General features: G+C 68.9%; 16 protein-coding genes and 5 pseudogenes. 10 read left to right on the top strand and 11 right to left on the bottom strand.

The features are described 5' to 3' along the window. Positions 1 to 26: 26 nt before the first annotated feature. From Sri02f_RS01470 to Sri02f_RS41025, 3 genes are all read right to left on the bottom strand, one after another. Positions 27 to 644, bottom strand: a complete 618-nt coding sequence (locus tag Sri02f_RS01470) for a hypothetical protein (RefSeq protein ID WP_159106644.1) — start codon at positions 642 to 644, stop codon at positions 27 to 29. Between the two features lie 189 nt (positions 645 to 833). Further along, positions 834 to 1,247 (bottom strand): hypothetical protein, encoded by a 414-nt coding sequence (locus Sri02f_RS01465; RefSeq protein ID WP_108999210.1) that lies wholly within the window; start codon positions 1,245 to 1,247, stop codon positions 834 to 836. Positions 1,248 to 1,446: 199 nt separating this feature from the next. Beyond that, positions 1,447 to 1,599, bottom strand: coding sequence for a hypothetical protein (locus tag Sri02f_RS41025; protein WP_159106643.1), 153 nt, complete (start codon positions 1,597 to 1,599; stop codon positions 1,447 to 1,449). Here Sri02f_RS41025 and Sri02f_RS01460 point away from each other — a divergent pair. The 7 genes and pseudogenes from Sri02f_RS01460 to Sri02f_RS01435 all read left to right on the top strand — a co-directional run bounded on the left by Sri02f_RS01460 (position 1,592) and on the right by Sri02f_RS01435 (position 5,530). Next, positions 1,592 to 1,807, top strand: coding sequence for a hypothetical protein (locus Sri02f_RS01460; protein ID WP_108999209.1), 216 nt, complete (start codon positions 1,592 to 1,594; stop codon positions 1,805 to 1,807). The genes Sri02f_RS41025 and Sri02f_RS01460 overlap by 8 nt on opposite strands. A gap of 169 nt (positions 1,808 to 1,976) precedes the next feature. Beyond that, on the top strand, positions 1,977 to 3,185 hold the full coding sequence (locus Sri02f_RS01455; protein ID WP_108999275.1) for a serine hydrolase domain-containing protein: 1,209 nt from the start codon (positions 1,977 to 1,979) through the stop codon (positions 3,183 to 3,185). An 89-nt stretch (positions 3,186 to 3,274) separates the two neighbouring features. Beyond that, a complete protein-coding gene (locus Sri02f_RS01450; protein WP_245970302.1) occupies positions 3,275 to 3,601 on the top strand; it encodes a transposase in 327 nt (108 codons plus the stop codon). 98 nt (positions 3,602 to 3,699) lie between these two features. Beyond that, positions 3,700 to 3,918, top strand: a pseudogene (locus Sri02f_RS43815) (IS3 family transposase); the annotation flags it as partial. Positions 3,919 to 4,032: 114 nt separating this feature from the next. Then, a pseudogene (locus Sri02f_RS42485) lies at positions 4,033 to 4,230 on the top strand (transposase); the annotation flags it as partial. A 52-nt stretch (positions 4,231 to 4,282) separates the two neighbouring features. Continuing rightward, complete coding sequence (locus Sri02f_RS01440) at positions 4,283 to 4,534, top strand: integrase core domain-containing protein (protein WP_245970294.1); 252 nt, start codon at positions 4,283 to 4,285, stop codon at positions 4,532 to 4,534. A gap of 53 nt (positions 4,535 to 4,587) precedes the next feature. Next, positions 4,588 to 5,530 (top strand): annotated as a pseudogene (locus tag Sri02f_RS01435) (IS5 family transposase). Between the two features lie 39 nt (positions 5,531 to 5,569). Here the strand turns inward: Sri02f_RS01435 and Sri02f_RS01430 are convergent. The 3 genes from Sri02f_RS01430 to Sri02f_RS42175 all read right to left on the bottom strand — a co-directional run bounded on the left by Sri02f_RS01430 (position 5,570) and on the right by Sri02f_RS42175 (position 8,241). Then, entirely contained in the window at positions 5,570 to 6,088 is a 519-nt protein-coding gene (locus Sri02f_RS01430; protein ID WP_108999206.1) for a hypothetical protein, read from the bottom strand. Positions 6,089 to 6,292: 204 nt separating this feature from the next. Beyond that, positions 6,293 to 7,414 (bottom strand): FAD-dependent oxidoreductase, encoded by a 1,122-nt coding sequence (locus Sri02f_RS01425; RefSeq protein ID WP_108999205.1) that lies wholly within the window; start codon positions 7,412 to 7,414, stop codon positions 6,293 to 6,295. Positions 7,415 to 7,962: 548 nt separating this feature from the next. Beyond that, positions 7,963 to 8,241 carry a hypothetical protein gene (locus Sri02f_RS42175; protein ID WP_245970293.1) on the bottom strand — a complete coding sequence of 93 codons (279 nt, stop codon included), beginning with the start codon at positions 8,239 to 8,241 and terminating at the stop codon, positions 7,963 to 7,965. Positions 8,242 to 8,298: 57 nt separating this feature from the next. On the opposite strand from Sri02f_RS42175, the gene Sri02f_RS01415 reads away from it, so the two are divergent. Next, positions 8,299 to 9,066, top strand: coding sequence for an IS3 family transposase (locus Sri02f_RS01415; protein WP_245970336.1), 768 nt, complete (start codon positions 8,299 to 8,301; stop codon positions 9,064 to 9,066). A gap of 183 nt (positions 9,067 to 9,249) precedes the next feature. Here Sri02f_RS01415 and Sri02f_RS01410 read toward each other — a convergent pair whose 3' ends face one another. The 3 genes from Sri02f_RS01410 to Sri02f_RS01400 all read right to left on the bottom strand — a co-directional run bounded on the left by Sri02f_RS01410 (position 9,250) and on the right by Sri02f_RS01400 (position 12,693). Beyond that, on the bottom strand, positions 9,250 to 10,368 hold the full coding sequence (locus tag Sri02f_RS01410; RefSeq protein WP_108999203.1) for an NADH:flavin oxidoreductase: 1,119 nt from the start codon (positions 10,366 to 10,368) through the stop codon (positions 9,250 to 9,252). Positions 10,369 to 10,476: 108 nt separating this feature from the next. Further along, a complete protein-coding gene (locus tag Sri02f_RS01405; protein WP_245970292.1) occupies positions 10,477 to 12,063 on the bottom strand; it encodes an MDR family MFS transporter in 1,587 nt (528 codons plus the stop codon). Between the two features lie 30 nt (positions 12,064 to 12,093). After that, positions 12,094 to 12,693 carry an NADPH-dependent FMN reductase gene (locus Sri02f_RS01400; RefSeq protein WP_108999202.1) on the bottom strand — a complete coding sequence of 200 codons (600 nt, stop codon included), beginning with the start codon at positions 12,691 to 12,693 and terminating at the stop codon, positions 12,094 to 12,096. A gap of 116 nt (positions 12,694 to 12,809) precedes the next feature. Here Sri02f_RS01400 and Sri02f_RS01395 point away from each other — a divergent pair, with 116 nt between their 5' ends. Continuing rightward, a complete protein-coding gene (locus Sri02f_RS01395; protein ID WP_108999201.1) occupies positions 12,810 to 13,547 on the top strand; it encodes a TetR/AcrR family transcriptional regulator in 738 nt (245 codons plus the stop codon). Between the two features lie 4 nt (positions 13,548 to 13,551). Here the strand turns inward: Sri02f_RS01395 and Sri02f_RS42480 are convergent. Then, positions 13,552 to 13,953: pseudogene (locus Sri02f_RS42480) on the bottom strand (transposase family protein); the annotation flags it as partial. Positions 13,954 to 13,974: 21 nt separating this feature from the next. Then, positions 13,975 to 14,643 (bottom strand): annotated as a pseudogene (locus Sri02f_RS01390) (alcohol dehydrogenase catalytic domain-containing protein); the annotation flags it as partial. 283 nt (positions 14,644 to 14,926) lie between these two features. Here Sri02f_RS01390 and Sri02f_RS43810 point away from each other — a divergent pair. Next, a complete protein-coding gene (locus tag Sri02f_RS43810; protein WP_307721018.1) occupies positions 14,927 to 16,699 on the top strand; it encodes a tyrosine-type recombinase/integrase in 1,773 nt (590 codons plus the stop codon). Positions 16,700 to 16,705 lie beyond the last annotated feature (6 nt).

Genomic DNA, 16,705 nt, shown 5'->3' with positions numbered 1-16,705 from the left:
TCGTCCGCGTCCAATTCGTCGGACCCTCAGATGCGGGCGAAGACGTTCACCACCACTCCGATGTAGAGAATGACGAGGATGGTCCAGAACGTGTAGACGACGCCGGGATACCGGATGTACAGCGGTATCCGGATCGTCGGGTAACGCTTGCGAAGCTCACGTGGGGTCGGGGTACCCCCGAACTTCTCAGGAAGAGCCGCCCTGCGCCACACCTTCTCGAGCTCGGCCTCACGCCACTGGCGGGGATTGAGCATGACGGCGGCGCGGTCGTCACTCACGACGAGCACGGCACCGGCGATGCCGCTGGAGTTGATGTGGGTTCGCGCCACGGAGCCGGGTCCTTCGATGACGGTCAGCCGGCGTGCCCAGTTGCGCACCAGAACGGCGCCGTCGGCGAAAGCCACGTACGCGTTCACGGTGTGCAGGACCGCATAGGCCAGGTACCACAGGAAGGGGAGCGCGACGAGAGCGATGGCCGCGGGTATCGACATCGGCCCGAGCCCCTCACTGGTGCCGCGCCCGTTCGCGAGCAGGCGCGTCATGCTGATGCCCGGCACGAGGACCGCCGGTACCACGGCCAGGGCAACGCGTCCGAACCGGCTCTTGTCCGGGGATACGACAAACTCTGTGCGGCGGTCAGTCACGGTTGCTCTCCACTCTCTTCCACACGGCGGCGATGGAAGGCCGTCACGGACAGCGTCCCCCGATGCCGTCGGTGCCCAGTCCCCATTGCCTCCTTTGCCTTCTCATCAGAGGGGTCATCGCTCACCGCCGACGGGGACGGGGACGGGGAGACGACTGTCGCGTCAGTGGCGACCTGGTGATAAGCCGGGTCAGCTCGCCCGGGCTCCGGCGGCGATCAACCGGGCGTACCAGTCACGCATGCGTGCCGCCGCTCCACCGTTGAGCAACTGGTCCACGACGCCGCCGGAAGCGGCCGGTCCCCGTGATCCGCTTCCGGCGTGCTCCGAAGCCCGCTGCTGCTCCGCGCTCGGTGCGGGGGACAGGGAAGCGCCCCGTCCGGCCAGGGCGTAGCGCCGCCCGTCGGCTTTCAGCACGAGAGTGCCGAGCCGGGAGAGCCGGGCGGAGACCGCATGCGGGTCGACCTGCAGAACGGTGCTGAGCGAGCGGTCCCGCACGTGCAGGCTGTCGGGACGCAGGGTGACCAGCACGGGCTCGCAGTGCGCGCCGTTCCACAGGCTGCGCCGCCAGTAGACGATCCCCGAGTGCCCGGTGTCTGTGCTCATGCCGCAGATCATGGCATGGACACAGGCCTGTCCGGCCGGTCGGGCCGAGGTGCGCGCTCTGACGGCCCGGAGAAACCTGGGCCCCGAGCGCTGTGTCGACGCGTCGGCACGTCTGCCCGGGCAGGAAGCCGACGTGGCCGGCAACTCTTGACTCCTGCGACACAGAGGTTTCCTGATGGAACGTCGGGTCACTCGGCGGTCACTGGCCGGGACCGTCCCGGTCGGAAGGGAGTCCCTCTCGGTCGGCCGCGATCCTGGCGAGCGCGACGGCACTGGCCTGCCTGCCCGCGGTCACCGCTGCGGCCGCGCCCTCGCAGGCCCAGCCCTGCGTGCAGAAGGTGGCTGTGGTCAACAACGCAGGTCTCGTCCTTTCCTGGGCCGCCGCCGCCCGAACCGGCGAACAGTCCGCCCAGACCGACGAGTACCCGATCAACCAGGCCAGGGTCGTCGACCTGGCCACCACCTTATGGCCGCAGGGCACCGACGTCCGCCCGTTCGTCGACGCCGTGGCCGGAACCAAGGAGTTCGGCAGTTCTGACGTGTCCTCGCGTCACTTGTAGGGCGGCATGTTGCTGGTCGGGTATCCGGGACTCCAGTCCAGGTGGATCACGAGGACGATCCCGAGGAGGGTCAACACACCAACCCTGACCGGTCGTCAGGGACGTGTCAGGGGGAGGATGGGGGTGTTCCCGGATGGCACCGCCAGGGCGTGGCGGAATCATGATCGTCATGACTTCGACCTTCCTGTCTCGCCGGGCCCTCGTGAGTGGCGCTGTGACCGTCGCCCTCCTCGCGGCCGCCGCGGCCCCTGCTGCTGTAGCTGCCACGCCGCCGCCTGCGACTTCGCCCGCGTCCACCACGCTCCCGCCGCTCGATACGGCGGCGCTCCGCGCCGCGATCTCCGATCTGGACCACCCGCAGGCGACGGCCGCTCAGCTGCTGATCAGCGGCAAGGCGGGACATTGGTACGGCACGGCAGGAGTAGAGGACAGAAGGACGGGCGCACCGGTCTGCCAGGACGACACGTTCCGTGCGGGCAGCATCACGAAGGTCTTCGTGGCGACGGCCGTGCTGCAGCTCTCGGCGGAGGGCCGGTTGGACCTGGACAGGCCTGTTCAGGACTACCTGCCCGGCGTCCTTCCCGACGGCTACGCCCCGATCAAGGTCTCGCAACTCCTCAACCACACGAGCGGGTTGCCGGACGAGCGCATCCCCGACTCTCAGCGGACCGACACCCCGGAGCAGATCCTTGAGCACCGCTACGACCAGTGGACGCCGATGCAGCTGGTGGCCGCTCTCCCCGAGGACGCCCCGATGAAGTTCACGCCGGGCACGAAGCAGGAGTACCGGGGCATGAACTACGTCCTGGCGGCCCTGCTGCTCGAAAAGGTGACGGGCAAGCCGTACGGCAAGGTGATCGGCGACCGCATCCTGCGTCCGCTGGGCCTGCGTCACACGTCCTTCCCGGGCAACGACCCGAAGATCCACGGCCGTCACGTCCACGGCTACCTGGCGATGTCGGACGGCACCCTGCAGGACGCGACGGAATACAACCAGTCCGAGGCGTGGGGCGAGGGCGAAATCATCTCGACCACACGCGATCTGAACCGCTTCATCACAGCCCTGTTCACACCGGGCAAGCTGCTGCCGAGGGCGACGCTGGACAAGATGTTCGCCCTGCCGGCGCCGGAGGTACGGATGGTGGACGGCTCCCCGGCCCGCTACAGCGTGGGCCTTCAGACGGTCACGGTCAACGGCGTGTCCCTGTGGGGCAAGACAGGGGAGCGGTACGGATACAACTCGGCCATGGTGGCCACGCGGGACCTTGCGCGCAGCGCGGTGTTCTCGTGGACACCGACGCACCGTGATGCCACCCAGTTGCAGATGACCCTGCGGATAGCCGATGCGATCACGAAGCCGGAGGCGGCTTCGCGGTAGAGCGGTCAGGACTTGGCCTGCGCGTAGGCGCTGACGGTGTCCCTCCCCTCGTAGCGTGGAGTCCGTGATTGCAGGGGAAGTTGGGGTTCATGGGGTCCAAGCAACGGACGCACACGCCTGAGTTTCGCGAGGGTGCTGTACGCATTGTGATCGAGTCGGGCAGGCCGATCCCGGAGGTCGCCGAGGAGCTCGGTGTGCATTCCGGCACGCTGCACAGCTGGGTGTCGCGGTGGCGGCGCAACGGGCCGGCGTCGTTCCGACCAGCCTGCCGAGCCCGCACCGGGTGGGCGGCTGCGCGAAGCCGAGCGGGCCGAGCTTGGAGCGACTGCGGCGGGATGGGGCGGGGAAAAACAAGCGGATCCGCGAGCTGGAGATGGAGCGTGATGTCCTCAAGCGATGCATGGTCCTCTGGGTGAAGTGACCGAAACGGCCCCGGCCGCCCTGGCCGCGTTCATCGGTAACCGGAGGACCGAGCACCACGTCCCGCACCGCCTGGCCTGCCGGGTTCTGGGGGGTGTCGGAGTCCTGGTTCTACAGGTGGCGCGACAAGCCCACCACCGCGCGTGAGATCCGGCGCGGGCAGCTGGCCGACGTGATCCGGCAGATCTTCGAGGGCTCCGGCGGCACCTACGGCTCCCCGATGGTCTGGTTCCTCCTGGTCCGCGCGGGCTGGCGGGTCTCGGTGAACTCTGTCGCCCGTCTGATGGCCGAACTCGGCCTGGCCGGACGGAAGGTCCGCCGACGGCGCGGGCTGACCCGGCCCGGCAAACGGTCGGCGGCCCCGGACTTCGTACGGCGGGACTTCACCGCGGACGCTCCTGACCAGGTGTGGTGCGGCGACCTGACCGAGATCACGAACGGGCTGCTGCGTCAGTGTTTCCCGAAGGGCACCGACCTGTCCCGGTGGTCCGCCGAGGACCTCGAAGCCGTCGCCCTGGCGATCAATATCCGACCCCGCAAGATCCTCGGCTGGAAGACCCCGGCCGAGGTCTTCGAGGAGCAGCTACGCTCACTACTGCAGCTTGGTGTTGCAACGACTGGTTGAACTCGCCGAATACGGCTCCCGGCGCTTTCGCCGGGCCTGTCGTCGCTTGGGCGTGACCCGGTCCATGGGCCGCGTCGGGTCGTGTTTCGACAACGCCGTCAGCGAGGCGTTCCACAGCGTGCTCAAGGTCGAGTACGTCTACCGGCACACGTTCGCCACCCGCACCGAGGCCCGACTGCGGATCGCGACCTGGAGCACCGGCTTTTACAACACACACCGACTACACAGCGTGTGTGGATATCAGAGTCCGATCGACTACGAGCACGACCACCGGGCCAACTCCGCCTTGGAGCTCGCCGCTTAGGAGCTGTCCGGCCGATCACGTAACCCCATCGAGTCCACATCGTTGGCCCCATCATGGGGCGGGGTGAGCGTGGTGATCTGTCGGATGCCGAGTGGGCACGGCTGCGACCGTTCCTGCCGGTGAGCAACGGTCGGTGCGGCAGGTGGCGTGACCACCGGCAGGTGATCGACGGGATTTTGCACCGGGTACGGACCGGGGTTCAGTGGCGAGACCTCCCGGAGCGGTTCGGGCCGTGGAAAACGGTTTACGAACGTCACCGGCTGTGGTCGGGCGACGGCACCTGGGAACGCCTTCTGCAGCAGGTCCAGGCCGCGGCGGATGCGGCTGACGACATCGACTGGGACATCTCGGTCGACTCCACAAGCGTGCGCGCGCACCATCATGCCGCCGGCGCCCGCACCGACCTCCCTCCCGTGCCCGCCACATCAAAGGGGGGCGCGGCGGCAGAACACCAGGCCGAGACCGTGTGGCAGAGCCTGGTCGACCGCCTGGTGGAGGTGGTGCAGGAGGCGAGGGCTTGGGTCGCTCGCGGGGTGGCTTTACCAGCAAGATCCATCTGAGCGCCGACGGGCGCTGCCGACCGTTGTCCCTGATCGTTACCCCCGGCCAACGCGCGGACTGCACCCAGTTCGTGTCGGTACTGGAGAAGATCCGGGTTCCCCGCCTCGGGCCGGGCAGGCCCCGCAAGAAGCCGGGCAGTGTCGCTGCCGATAAGGCCTACAGCAACGGACCCTGCCGTCAGTACCTGCGACGCCGGGGAATCCGGCACACTATCCCGGAGAAGGCGGACAGCCAGGCCGCCCGCCTACGCAAGGGCTCACGCGGTGGACGGCCACCAGGCTTCGACGAGGACCGGTACAAGAAGCGCAACACCGTCGAACGTGCCGTCAACAAGCTGAAGAACTCGCGGGCGGTGGCTACCCGCTATGACAAACGCGGCTACGTTTTCCTCGGTACCGTCACTGCGCAGCCCTGATCATCTGGCTTCGTGCCTGATCGCCGGGCGGACGGGTGTTCGTGCCCAGCCGTCCGGGATCAGAAGATGGCCCAGGCTTCCCTCGGCAGCCGGTGGTAGACGTCATCCATGACATCGGCGGCCAAGAAGACGGGGCGCGTGAGCAAATGATCGCCGGCTCGCTGCACGCAGAGCGCCACCCCAAGAGTCAGCGATCCGGGCTCCGCGCCCGGCAGATAGAAGAGCTCCGTGAACGGTTCCCGGCTGTCCGCACGAGCGAACAGCCACTGTTCCAGCTCGGAGGGAACCTGGCCGACCAAGGCCGTCTCGTCCGCACGGACTTGCGGTCCCCGACGCGCATCGATCGAGACTCCACACAAACCCTCAACCGCGAAGTAGAGCTTCAGACCCACTTCGGAGTAGGTGTGGCACACGACGTCCCAGCGAGGGTAATGCTGGCGCGTGGCCGCACGGATGCCTCCGAGTGCAGCGAACGCCTCGTCAGAAGTCATTCCAAACCGCAGTGGACCCACGCTTACGAACGGATCGAAGATCCACTGCTGTCGTTCTCTGTTCGACAAGACGTCCCACAGGCCCATGAGCCGCAGCCTACGACGAAGCGTTCGGTCAGGCCCCAGACCCCCGACTCAGGGCAATCACATGATCGGCCGGACAGCTCCTAGAAGATCTCCACAGTTCGAGGGGATTGACACGGCGACAACGATGCTTGCGTCTGATCCACCCGGGCCCTCCACCATGCCCAGCCACCGTGGAGTCCACGACGATGCACATCAACCGCACCATCAGGAGTGATCGAACAGGGTGACTACGCTCTCAGGTGCTTGCGGGCCGAAGAAGATCTCCAGGTTCTGTGCCGAGCGCCTGGCGGCGTCGCTGCTACGCAGGAACATGCGTTCTTCGTAGGCGGTGAGCGCGACCTCGATGTCACGTCGCTCAACCAGCATGCTGGCCAGGTCCGCACCGTCATACATGGCGAGGTTCGCACCCTCGCCGGAAAAAGGCGACATCAGATGAGCGGCATCGCCGATGAGCGTCAAGCCGGGCACCCTGTCCCAGGTGAGTCCAATGGGAAGAGCGTAGATGGGACGCAGCAACGGTTCCGTGTCGCTCTCTGTCACGAAGGCGGTGAGCAGTGGCGACCAGCCATCGAACTCGTCGGCAACTTGGCGGAGGCCCTCGGACGGGTCGCCGAAGTCGATCGACCTCATCCACTCCTCGGGCCTGTTCAGTGCCACGTATCCGAGCACGCGCCCGTCGGCGTAGCCATGGGCGATGATGCCTTTGCCCGACGCAACCGCCATCAGCGTGCCGCTGCCGATCGCAGCCACGTGCGCTCGACGTTTCTGGCCACTGGAGGCGAGAGCGATCTCGATGAAGCAGGTTCCGCTGTAGACAGGTTTGGCGGGGGTGAGCAGCGGACGCACCTGCGACCAGGCACCGTCCGCGCCGATGACGATGTCGGCGCGCGTGGCCGAACCTTGGGCGAAGAGAAGGTCGTAGTCGCCCTCCGCACCGCGCCGGACCGAAGCGAGCTTGTGACCCCACCTGATCGTCGCGGGCGTCAGCGAGTCGATGAGCAGCTGCCTGAGTTCGCCTCGGTCCACCTCAGGACGGGCTGAGGCGGGGTTCGCAGGCATGTCGCACAGAATCGTGCCGTGGCGGTCGACCACACGCTTGGCGTCCTCGCCCGGGCGGACCCGAGTGAGGAACTCGTCGTAGAGACCGGCTGCGCGAAGCGCGACCTGGCCGGTTTCTTCGTGGATGTCGAGCAGGCCGCCTTGCGTCCGGGTCGTCGCCGAAGCTTCACCCTCGTAGATCGTCGCGGCTATGCCGTGAGCCTGAAGCACCCGGGCCAGCGTCAGCCCACCCAGTCCCGCTCCGACGATGGCGATGGTCTTGTGCATGCTGCGCTCCTCTGTCGCACCGGCACGCGCCGGCGATGGTCAGTGCCGGGAACGGACGGGATGCCCGGTCACAGCAAGGAGACGCTCAACGATCAGAACCATCTGCATCGATGTACGAGCGATGTCCTGCGGGGGGAGCCCGCGGAACATCGCTTTTCGCGACCAAGCGACTATAGCTCGGCGGCAGCCTCTCGGCGGCCGGGAGGGGTCATGTTGCGACGCGCTGCGCCCGCCACGTTCCTCCTCGACCACCGCCTCGGCTGGCTCAGCAGTCAGGCTCGCTGACTCGGTCGTCGGCGCGCGCCGTGCGGTGCTCGACGTGGCGGGCACCTTTGGGGCGTTGCGCATCCGACAGCGGGGGAGGGGCCGAAGTGTAGAGAGGGCGGCAGTGAGCGAAGTCGACGAGGCAGGAGACTGCCTGGCCCAGATGAATCCTGCGTCCCGAGGGTGGCCGGCCGGAGGGACGTGAATGCGGGCTCTGTCCATGCGAGGACCCTCCCGTCGGCGGGCAGCTCTGCGTAGTGGTGCCTGATGCCGCTTTGCTCGGCTCATACCGCGACGACAGCGCCGTGCTCCTGGTGCTCGTTCATGCCGTCCTCCCCGCGGAGCCGGCCGGCTCGGTGGCGCGGGAGAGGAACGCGGCGGTGGCGAGCCGGACCGCGAACAGGCAGGAGACCGGCGGCGGCTTCGCGGGCGGCCGGGTCGCGGTAGTGCCCGAGGTGCGCGGCCAGGGCGTGGGCGAGCCACACGTCGGCGCTGGCTTGGACGTACGACGTACGACCCGGCGCAGCGGGTGAGTTCGGCCCGGACGGCTTCGTCGCCTTCATGCACTGTTGCCCCGTTCCGCCTACTACGCGCACAGGGCGTCACGGCCGGCCCGGACGGTGCGGGAGCGGGCCGAGGAGGTGCTGGTGGGTGAGATCCGGGTGCTTCACGCCGGATCTCGCGGTGCCTACGGGGTCCCGCGGATCCACGCTGCCCTGCGGCGGGCCGGGCGGGTGGTGAACTCCAAGAAGATCGAGCGGCTGATGCGCAAGCACCGGATCGTCGGGATCACCCGCCGCCGTCGGCGGGGCCTGACCCGGCAGGCGAAGCGGGCGGTGTTCGCGCTCGACCTGGTCGGCCGGGACTTCACCGCGCCCCGGCCCGGAATGCGGCTCATCGGCGATATGACTGAACTCAGCACGCTGGAAGGAAAGTTGTATCTGGCGACCTGTATCGATCTTGCGACGCGGGAGGTGGTCGGCTGGGCGATGGCCGACCACCACCGCGGCGAGCTGCCGGTCGCCGCTTCGCGGATGGCGGCCGGGCGTGGCGGCCTGGAGCAGGGTTGCGTCATGCATACGGATCGGGGCAGCGAGTACACGAGTGACGAATTCCGCAGCGAAATACGCAAGTTGGGCATGAGGCAGTCGATGGGGCGCGTCGGCTCTTGTTACGATAATGCCGCCGCGGAAAGCTGGTTCGCCATCCTGAAAGCAGAGACCGGGACGACCATGTGGGAGACCCGCGAGGCCGCCCGGGCCGACGTTTTCCGCTACGTCGAGGTCGAGTACAACCGCAGCCGGCTCCGTCGGCACCCGGACTACGGGTACGTCACCCCCCTCGAAACGAGATCCTTGCTCAGTCAGAACCTCGTTCCGGCAGCGTAAACACCCGCTGTCCAGTTCGCGGGGGGACTTCATCACCTGGATCCTCCGAATTTCCGGACATGCAAGCACGCGAACGGCCGGGGTGACACCGGACTTACGTGCCCACCTGCGTGTCCCGTCGCTCCGGAGGACGTCCGGAGCGACGGGATCACCGGCCTGTGGTGCGGCAGGCGGCCGCTGGGCTCAGTGGAGGCTGCCGACGAGTCCCGCGTGGAAGGGGGTGAGATCCTCGACACGTCCGGCGCGGACCTTCTCCAGCCACTCGGGGTCCCCGAGCAGGGCACGGCCGACCGCCACGAGGTCGAACTCGTCGCGCTCCATGCGGTCGAGCAGCTCGCCGATGCCCGTGACCTCGGCCTGCTCGCCCTGGAACACCTGGAGGAACTCATTGCTCAAGCCCACCGAGCCGACGCTGATGGAGGGCTTGCCGGAGAGCTTCTTCGCCCAGCCCGCCAGGTTGAGGTGGGAGCCCTCGAACTCCGGGAGGTGGAAGCGCCGGGTGGAGCAGTGGAAGGCGTCGGCTCCCGCGTCGGTCAGCAGGCCGAGCATGGTCTGCAGTTCCTGCGGCGTCTCGGCGACCCGCGCCTGGTAGTGGTTCATCTTCCACTGGGAGAACCGGAAGGAGATCGGGAAGCCGGCGGAGACGCTCTGCCGGCATGCGGCCACGATCTGGGCGGCGAAGCGGCTGCGGCCGACGATGTCGCCGCCGTAGGCGTCGGTGCGCCGGTTGGTGTGGGCCCACAGGAACTGGTCGACCAGGTAGCCGTGGCCGCCGTGGATCTCGACGCCGTCGAAGCCCAGCGCCTCGGCCGACGCGGCGGCCGTGGCGTAGGCGGCGACCACGTCGTCGATGTCGGCGTGGGTCATCTCCCGGCCCGACTTCGTGCCGTCGAGGGCGATGCCGGAGGGACCGATCCGCGGGGCGTCGGGGACCGGCGGATTGCCGGCGGTGCGGTCCATGCCCACGTGCCACAGTTGCGGCATGATCCGGCCACCCGCCCGGTGGACCGCCTCGGCCACGGCCGACCAGCCGACGAGCGCCTCGTCGCCGTAAAAGTGCGGGACCCGGGCGCTGTTGCCCGCCGAGTCGTGGCCGACGTAGGCGCCCTCGGTGATGATCAGACCGACGCCGGCGGCCGCCCGCCGGGCGTAGTACTGCGCCACGTCCTCGCCCGGCACGCCGCCGGGGGAGAACTCGCGCGTCATCGGAGCCATCACGACACGGTTGGGCAGCGTGAGACCTGCCAGGGAGAACGGACGGACCAGGATGTCCCTGACACGTTCGACGGAATTCGTGGGCATCGGCGTTCGCCTTCGGTGAAGGCCGACCGCATGGACGACGGGGGATTCGGACCGTGTGGTCGGCAGCGTGGATGGGTGAGGTGGAACCGGGGGGCGGCCGGGCCGGGCTCAGTCCCCCGGCAAGGTCCGGGCCGAGTCCTTGCCGGGGCCGGGGCCGATCCCGGCGGTCGGCTGCACGGCGGCCGCCGGGGGCGTGGCCGGCGCCGCGCGGACGAACCACGCCGTGCCGAACGCGACCGCGGACAGGACGGCCGCGCCGACCAGGACGCCGTGCAGTCCGCTGCTGACGGCGTCCGCGACGACCTCGCGCACAGCGTCCGGCATGTCCTTCAGCAGAGCCGGGGTCAGTCCGCCCCCCGCGGTCAGCCGTTCCTGCGTGCCGGCGTCGAGCCGCTCGGCCAGCACGTCGCTCATGCGGCTGCTCTGCACGGCTCCGAGCACCGCGACCCCGAGCGAGCCGCCGATGGTGCGCACCAGGGTGACCGTGCCGGTGGCCGCGCCCATGTCGCGTGAAGCCGCGTTGTTCATGGTGGTCAGCAGGGTGCTCTGCATCAGGGCCCCGACGCCCACCCCGATGACCAGGGTGAGCGCGGAGGCCGCGACGAGCGGGGTGTCCGTGCCGAGCAGGAGCAGCAGCAGCGCCCCTGCGAAGGTGACGGCGCCGCCGGTGAGCGGCACGACGCGGTCCAGACCGCCGCCGTCCATCAGCCGCCCGGTGGCCAGCTGGGACGTCAGCATGCCGAGCATCAGCGGCAGGATGAGCAGGCCGCTGGCCGTGGACGAGGAGCCCTGGACGAACTGCATGTACGGCGGAAGGTAGTTGAGGACAGAGAAGAGGATGGCGCCGACCAGGAAGCTGAGGATCTGGGCCAGGGTGAAGTCCCGGCCGGCGAAGAGCCGGGGCGGCGTGATCGGTTCGGCCGTGCGCCGTTCCACCCGGACGAACCAGGCCAGGCTCAGCACGACGAGCACGGCGAGCCCGGTGATCTGCCAAGACGTCCACGCGTAGGCGGTGTCGGCCCAGCCGCCCAGCAGGGTGAGGGCGAGGATGCCGGTGGTGAGCAGGGCGGTCCCGAGGTAGTCGATCCGTCCCGTGGCGCGGCCGGCGGGCAGCCGTACGCCCTTGGCGATCGCCAGCAGCGCGACGAGGCCGACGGGCACGTTGACGTAGAACGCCCAGCGCCAGCTCACGTAGTCGGTGATGAACCCGCCGAGCAGGGGGCCGCCGACGAACGCGACCGGCATCATGACGCCCACCATCGACTGGATGCGGCCGCGCTCCTGCGCGGGCACCACCACGCCGATGACGGAGAGCGCGCCGACCATCAGGCCGCCCGCGCCCAGGCCTTGCAGGGCCCGGAACGCGATGAGCTGCCCCATGCTTTGGGCCAGACCGCACAGCACCGTCCCGACCAGGAACAGCAGCACGGAGTTCATGCAGGCGGCCTTGCGGCCGTAGAGGTCCCCCAGCTTGCCCCAGATGGGAGTGGATGCGGCCATGGCGAGCAGGTACGCCGTCACCGACCACGCGAAGCGGTCGAGACCGCCGAGGTCGCCCACGATCGTGGGAAGCGCGGTGCTGACGATCTGACCGTCGAGCGTCGCCAGGAAGATGCTGAGCATCAGCCCGAAGACGCCCAGCCGGGGCAGACCGGGCCGGTCGGGCGCGGGAGTGTCGGTCGCGCGGTCGTTCATCGCTGCCCCCAGGACACGAGTGGCGGGGGGTCAGACGGCATACCGGCGGACCCGCCTGGCCTCGCGCAGGGCCTGTCCCCACCAGGTGAGCTGGTCGAGCATCGCCTTGGCCGCGACGTCGCACCCGGGGTCGGACGGCCTGCCGTCGGCGCCGAAGACCTCGCCGTAGTTGTGGAAGCTGACGGTGTTGCGGATCGTGACCGCGTGCAGCTCCGCGAGCACGACGCGCAGCTGTTCCACGGCGCGCAGGCCGCCCGAGATGCCGCCGTAGGAGACGAAGCCGACCGGCTTGGCGTGCCACTGCTCGTTGTGCCAGTCGACGGCGTTCTTCAGCGACGCGGGGAAGCTGTGGTTGTACTCGGGCGTGACGATCACGAAGGCGTCGGCCCGGGCCAGCCGCGGCGACACCGCGCCCAGCTGGGCCACGACCTCGTCGGAGGGGGCCTGCCCGAATGCCGGGAAGACGGTCGGCAGGGGGGTCGCGACGAGGTCGACCAGGTCGGCCGTCATGTCCTCGCGCTGCGCGATGTGTGCGGCGATCCAGTCGGCGGCGACCGGGCCGAACCGTCCGTCCCGGGTGCTGCCGATGATCACCGCGGTTCGCAGAACGTCGTCCGTCACGTCGGGCATGGAAGGCTCCTCGATGGTGTGTACGTCGTATCATTCGCGTACAACGTACACAGCAAGGTGTACAGCGTCTACTCCTGATACGATGTACACAGCACCGTTCGTCGGAAGGAACCGCGATGGCCGCCCAGGAGAGGCAAGTTGGGAGCGAGGGCAAGGATCACGTCTCCGTGTGGGAGCGCCTCGAACGACCGGCACCCGTCCCCCGCACCACCCTCACCCCCCTGCGGATCGCCGAGGTCGCCGTCGGCGTAGCCGACGCCGAGGGACTCGACGCCGTCACCATGCGCCGCCTGGCCACCGAACTCGGCGTCGCCCCCATGGCCGCCTACCGCTACGTCACCGGCAAGGACGAGCTCCTCGAGTTGATGGTCGACTTCGTCTACGCGGAGCTGGAGCTGCCCGACGGCAAGGAAGGCTGGCGCGCGACCATGCGGTCCGTCGCCCTGCGGATAAGGGAGGTCCTGCTGAGGCACTCGTGGGTGACGCGGGCGACGTGGTGCGCGCCGACCCCGAACCAGCTGGCCGTGCCCGAGGCCGTCCTGGCCACGCTCGACGGCCTCGGGCTCGACGCGGACACCGCCATGGCGGTCTACAGCACCCTCACCGCCTACGTGCACGGCGCGGTGGACTCCGAGGTCGCACTGACACAGATGCTGCGCGTGCGCGGCTGGTCCACCCGGGAGGAGGCCCGCTCGGGACTCGCCTCGCAGATGGCCTGGCTCCTGAGCACCGGCCGTTTCCCGATGTACGCGCGCTACATCGGCGAGGCCCGGCGCAAGGACGACCAGCAGTGGCAGTTCGAGACCGGCCTGGACTCCGTCCTCGACGGCATCGCGGCCCGCCTGGCGATCTGAGAGGGCGCAGGCCCCAGAAGAACCGCGAGTGGGAGGCGCAGTATCCGTATCCGGCCCACCCGGCAAGGTCCGACCGCTTCACCGTCGGCCGCGACATGCCGCACGGCACCAGCGTGGAGTCGACGATCCAGTGATTGTCGAACCAGAAGTCCGTGTCCGCAGCCAGCATCCTTATCGCCTTCTTGACCAGCGGCAACGCCGCCTTGAGGCGCTTGTTGTACCCGGACTGCTGCGGCAGACACGGAATCATCGAGGACATGTGCGAGTTCGCGTAGCGCAGCCAGCGCGTCTCGGAACCGAAGCCCAGCAGAGCCTGAGCGACCGTGAGCGTGACCAGCTCCGCATCAGTCAACTGCGGTGGCCTGCCCATCCATCGGCCTGTCGCGCGGCCGGAGTGGCCGCCGATCGCCCGCCACGTGACGGAGGTACGCAGGTCGGTGCCCGCCGTGTCGAGGACCACGTCGAACAATCCCAGTTCCGTGGGGGACACGGTCCGGTGGTCTGCGGCGTGGTGGGCACCGAGCGTACGGACGAAGTCGAGGTTGGCAGCGCGGGCCAGGGCCGTGACCTCGGCGCCGTACGCCTGTCCAAGCTGGACGGCGGCGTTGCCGACGCCGCCCGCCGCGCCCCGTACGAGCAGCCGTTCGCCGGGGCTCAGTGCGGCCTTGTCGCGGAGAGCCGTGACGGCCGTGGTGGCCACCGGCAGTGCGGCGGCGGCCACGAGGTCCAGCCCGTCCGGGACCCGGCCGAGTCGCTCGGGCCGTACCGTCACGTACTCGGCGGGGCTGCCGAATCCGGAGTTGCGGCCCAGGGCGCCCCACACCCGGTCGCCGACCGCTACGCCAGTCGTGCCGGTGCCGAGTGCGGCGATTTCGCCAGTGAAGTCCAGCCCGATGCGCTGCGGGAATTTTCGGCCGGTGATGAGGCGGAGCCGACCGGAACGGGCGGCCAGTTCGGCGCCGTTCACGCTGAACGCGTGCACGCGTACGAGGACCTCGCCGGGTGCCGGGCCGGGGCGTGGCACCCGGCTCACGTACAGCACGTCGGGGCCGCCGAAGCGGTCGAACAGCACGGCTCTCATCGTGCGGTCGTCCATCGTTGTGTTCTCACCTTCGCCACAGTGGCCGTGCGGGGGGATCGTGGCGCCGAGCGTAGGCTGGCAAGCGGACGAGATCGTCCAGTTGACCGGAGGTGAGAGAGAGTCGTGGGGGAATCCTCGCGGATCGCGGGGCAGGACAGTCTGCGGGCGGACGCCCGGCGTGGCTGTGACGTTGTTCAGCGGCCCCGGCATGTTGGCTTCGAGCGGCCCCAGCTGGTGGGTCGCACGGGTGCACTGAGGGGTGGTGACGGGGCGAAGTGGCCCCACCTCGGCTCTTGCGGTGAGACGGTTCCTGTGGTTTCCGGCAGGGGCGGTGCTGCGGATGTCTTTGTCCAAGCAGGAGCTGTTCGACCGGATCCGGCGGGACAGCTGGCAACAGCAGCTGTCGATCCGGGCTCTGTCGAAGAAGTACGGCGTTCACCGCCGCCTCGTACGGGAGGCGCTCTCCTCGCCGGTTCCCACCCCGCGCCGCCGGGCGGTGAGGACGGCACCTCGGATGGAGCCGTACAAGAAGACGGTCGACGCCTGGCTGCGGGCTGATCTGGATGCGCCGCGCAAGCAGCGACACACCGTGCGGCGGATCGTCGCGCGGATCGAGGAGGAGTTCGGCGAGGCGATCCCGTATCCGACGGTCCGGGACTTCGTCGCGGCCCGGCGCAAGGAGATCGCCGCCCAGGCGGGGGCTCCTGTCGAGGCGTTCGTGACCAGGCACAACGCGCTCGGTGCGGATGCCGAGGTCGACTTCGGGGACGTCTACGTGGATGTGGCCGGGCAGCGCACCCGCTGCTACTTGTTCGCCTTCCGGCTGGCTTATTCGGGTAAGGCCGTGCACCGCATCTCGCGGTCGTGCGGTCAGCAGGCGTTCTTCGAAGGCCACGTGCACGCGCTGACCACGCTGGGCGGTTATGTGGGTGACAACTCTTCCGCGATCTCGTATTCCCGGCCAGGATGGTCGCTCCCGTCGAGGAGCACGGATGGCCTGGCAGCCAGAATTGGTACGACGCATCGACGCCGCCGGAAACCCTGCGGGGCATCACTGGGGCACGCCCTGGTCGACGACTACCTGGAGTTCGTGGCGGCACGTTGCCGGCCGAACACGCTGCTGGCCACCGCCTACGAACTGAAGGTCTTCTTCTCGGTGGTCTCCAAGGAGCCGACCGAGGTCGCCACCGCGGACATCTTCGCGTTCATCACCGCGCAGAAGAAACCACGGCGGGGGACGAAGGTCGTCCGGCTAGAGGACGGTGAAGCGGGGCTCTCGGCACGGACCATCAAGCGTCGGCTCGCCAGTGTCTCCGGCCTGTTCGGCTACTTGATGACCCGCGATGACCTCGCCGTCGACCGCAACCCGGTGCCGACGGGGCTGGCCAATCGCCGCCGGAGCGGCAATCGAGGGACGCCGCTGTTGCGCACGCCCCGCACCCTTCCTCGCGTCCTCGGGCCACGCGAGGTCGAAGAGGTGCTTGGTGCACTGAATACCAGGCGGGACCGAGCCATGGTTCTGGCAATGCTGCTGGGCGGACTGCGCCGCTGCGAGGTGCTCGGCCTGCGGCTGGGCGACCTGTCGCCGGGCGAGCGTCGGGTCTTCGTCCGTGAGGGCAAGGGCGGGCACCAGCGCCTGATACCGATCTCCGCACAGTTCTTCGCCGTGGTCGGCGACTACTTGGACCAGGAGCGTCCTGCAGCCGAGCACGACCGGCTTTTCGTGGTGCTGCGCGGGCCGACCCGCGGTCGGCCGCTCTCCTCGGACGGTCTGGACGAGATCCTCGACGGCGTCCGGAAGCGGACCGGACTGCCGAGGCTGACCTGCCACCAGCTCCGTCCCGCGAGCAGATCTTCGACGGACTCCTTCACCGACTCGACGAACAGGCCGGGTGACGACGTCACTGGGCGGGACGCCAGAATCCGGTGCTCCGATATCGCCACCAGTAAAGGACAGTGCGGTCGTCAGGCCAGGCGGCTAGCTGCACGGCCTTGGGCTCGAAGCGGTCGCGGTCGGTATCGATGGGGCGCCAGCTCGGGTCCAGCGGCTCGTCCTCCTCGGGATGCCTGACATGTT

Origin of the sequence: Streptomyces rishiriensis, assembly GCF_003112535.1 — a bacterium.
Taxonomy (GTDB): domain Bacteria; phylum Actinomycetota; class Actinomycetes; order Streptomycetales; family Streptomycetaceae; genus Streptomyces; species Streptomyces rishiriensis.
Note: the sequence above shows the minus strand (reverse complement) of the source record. Positions and strands in the feature narration are given on the sequence as shown.

What these genes read in the sequence shown, in the direction of transcription:
- Sri02f_RS01465 (WP_108999210.1), bottom strand. Translation starts at nt 1,247, where the DNA reads ATGAGCACAGACACCGGGCACTCGGGGATCGTCTACTGGCGGCGCAGC.
- Sri02f_RS01455 (WP_108999275.1), top strand. Translation starts at nt 1,977, where the DNA reads ATGACTTCGACCTTCCTGTCTCGCCGGGCCCTCGTGAGTGGCGCTGTG.
- Sri02f_RS01450 (WP_245970302.1), top strand. Translation starts at nt 3,275, where the DNA reads ATGGGGTCCAAGCAACGGACGCACACGCCTGAGTTTCGCGAGGGTGCT.
- Sri02f_RS01430 (WP_108999206.1), bottom strand. Translation starts at nt 6,088, where the DNA reads ATGGGCCTGTGGGACGTCTTGTCGAACAGAGAACGACAGCAGTGGATC.
- Sri02f_RS01425 (WP_108999205.1), bottom strand. Translation starts at nt 7,414, where the DNA reads ATGCACAAGACCATCGCCATCGTCGGAGCGGGACTGGGTGGGCTGACG.
- Sri02f_RS42175 (WP_245970293.1), bottom strand. Translation starts at nt 8,241, where the DNA reads ATGAAGGCGACGAAGCCGTCCGGGCCGAACTCACCCGCTGCGCCGGGT.
- Sri02f_RS01410 (WP_108999203.1), bottom strand. Translation starts at nt 10,368, where the DNA reads ATGCCCACGAATTCCGTCGAACGTGTCAGGGACATCCTGGTCCGTCCG.
- Sri02f_RS01405 (WP_245970292.1), bottom strand. Translation starts at nt 12,063, where the DNA reads ATGAACGACCGCGCGACCGACACTCCCGCGCCCGACCGGCCCGGTCTG.
- Sri02f_RS01400 (WP_108999202.1), bottom strand. Translation starts at nt 12,693, where the DNA reads ATGCCCGACGTGACGGACGACGTTCTGCGAACCGCGGTGATCATCGGC.
- Sri02f_RS01395 (WP_108999201.1), top strand. Translation starts at nt 12,810, where the DNA reads ATGGCCGCCCAGGAGAGGCAAGTTGGGAGCGAGGGCAAGGATCACGTC.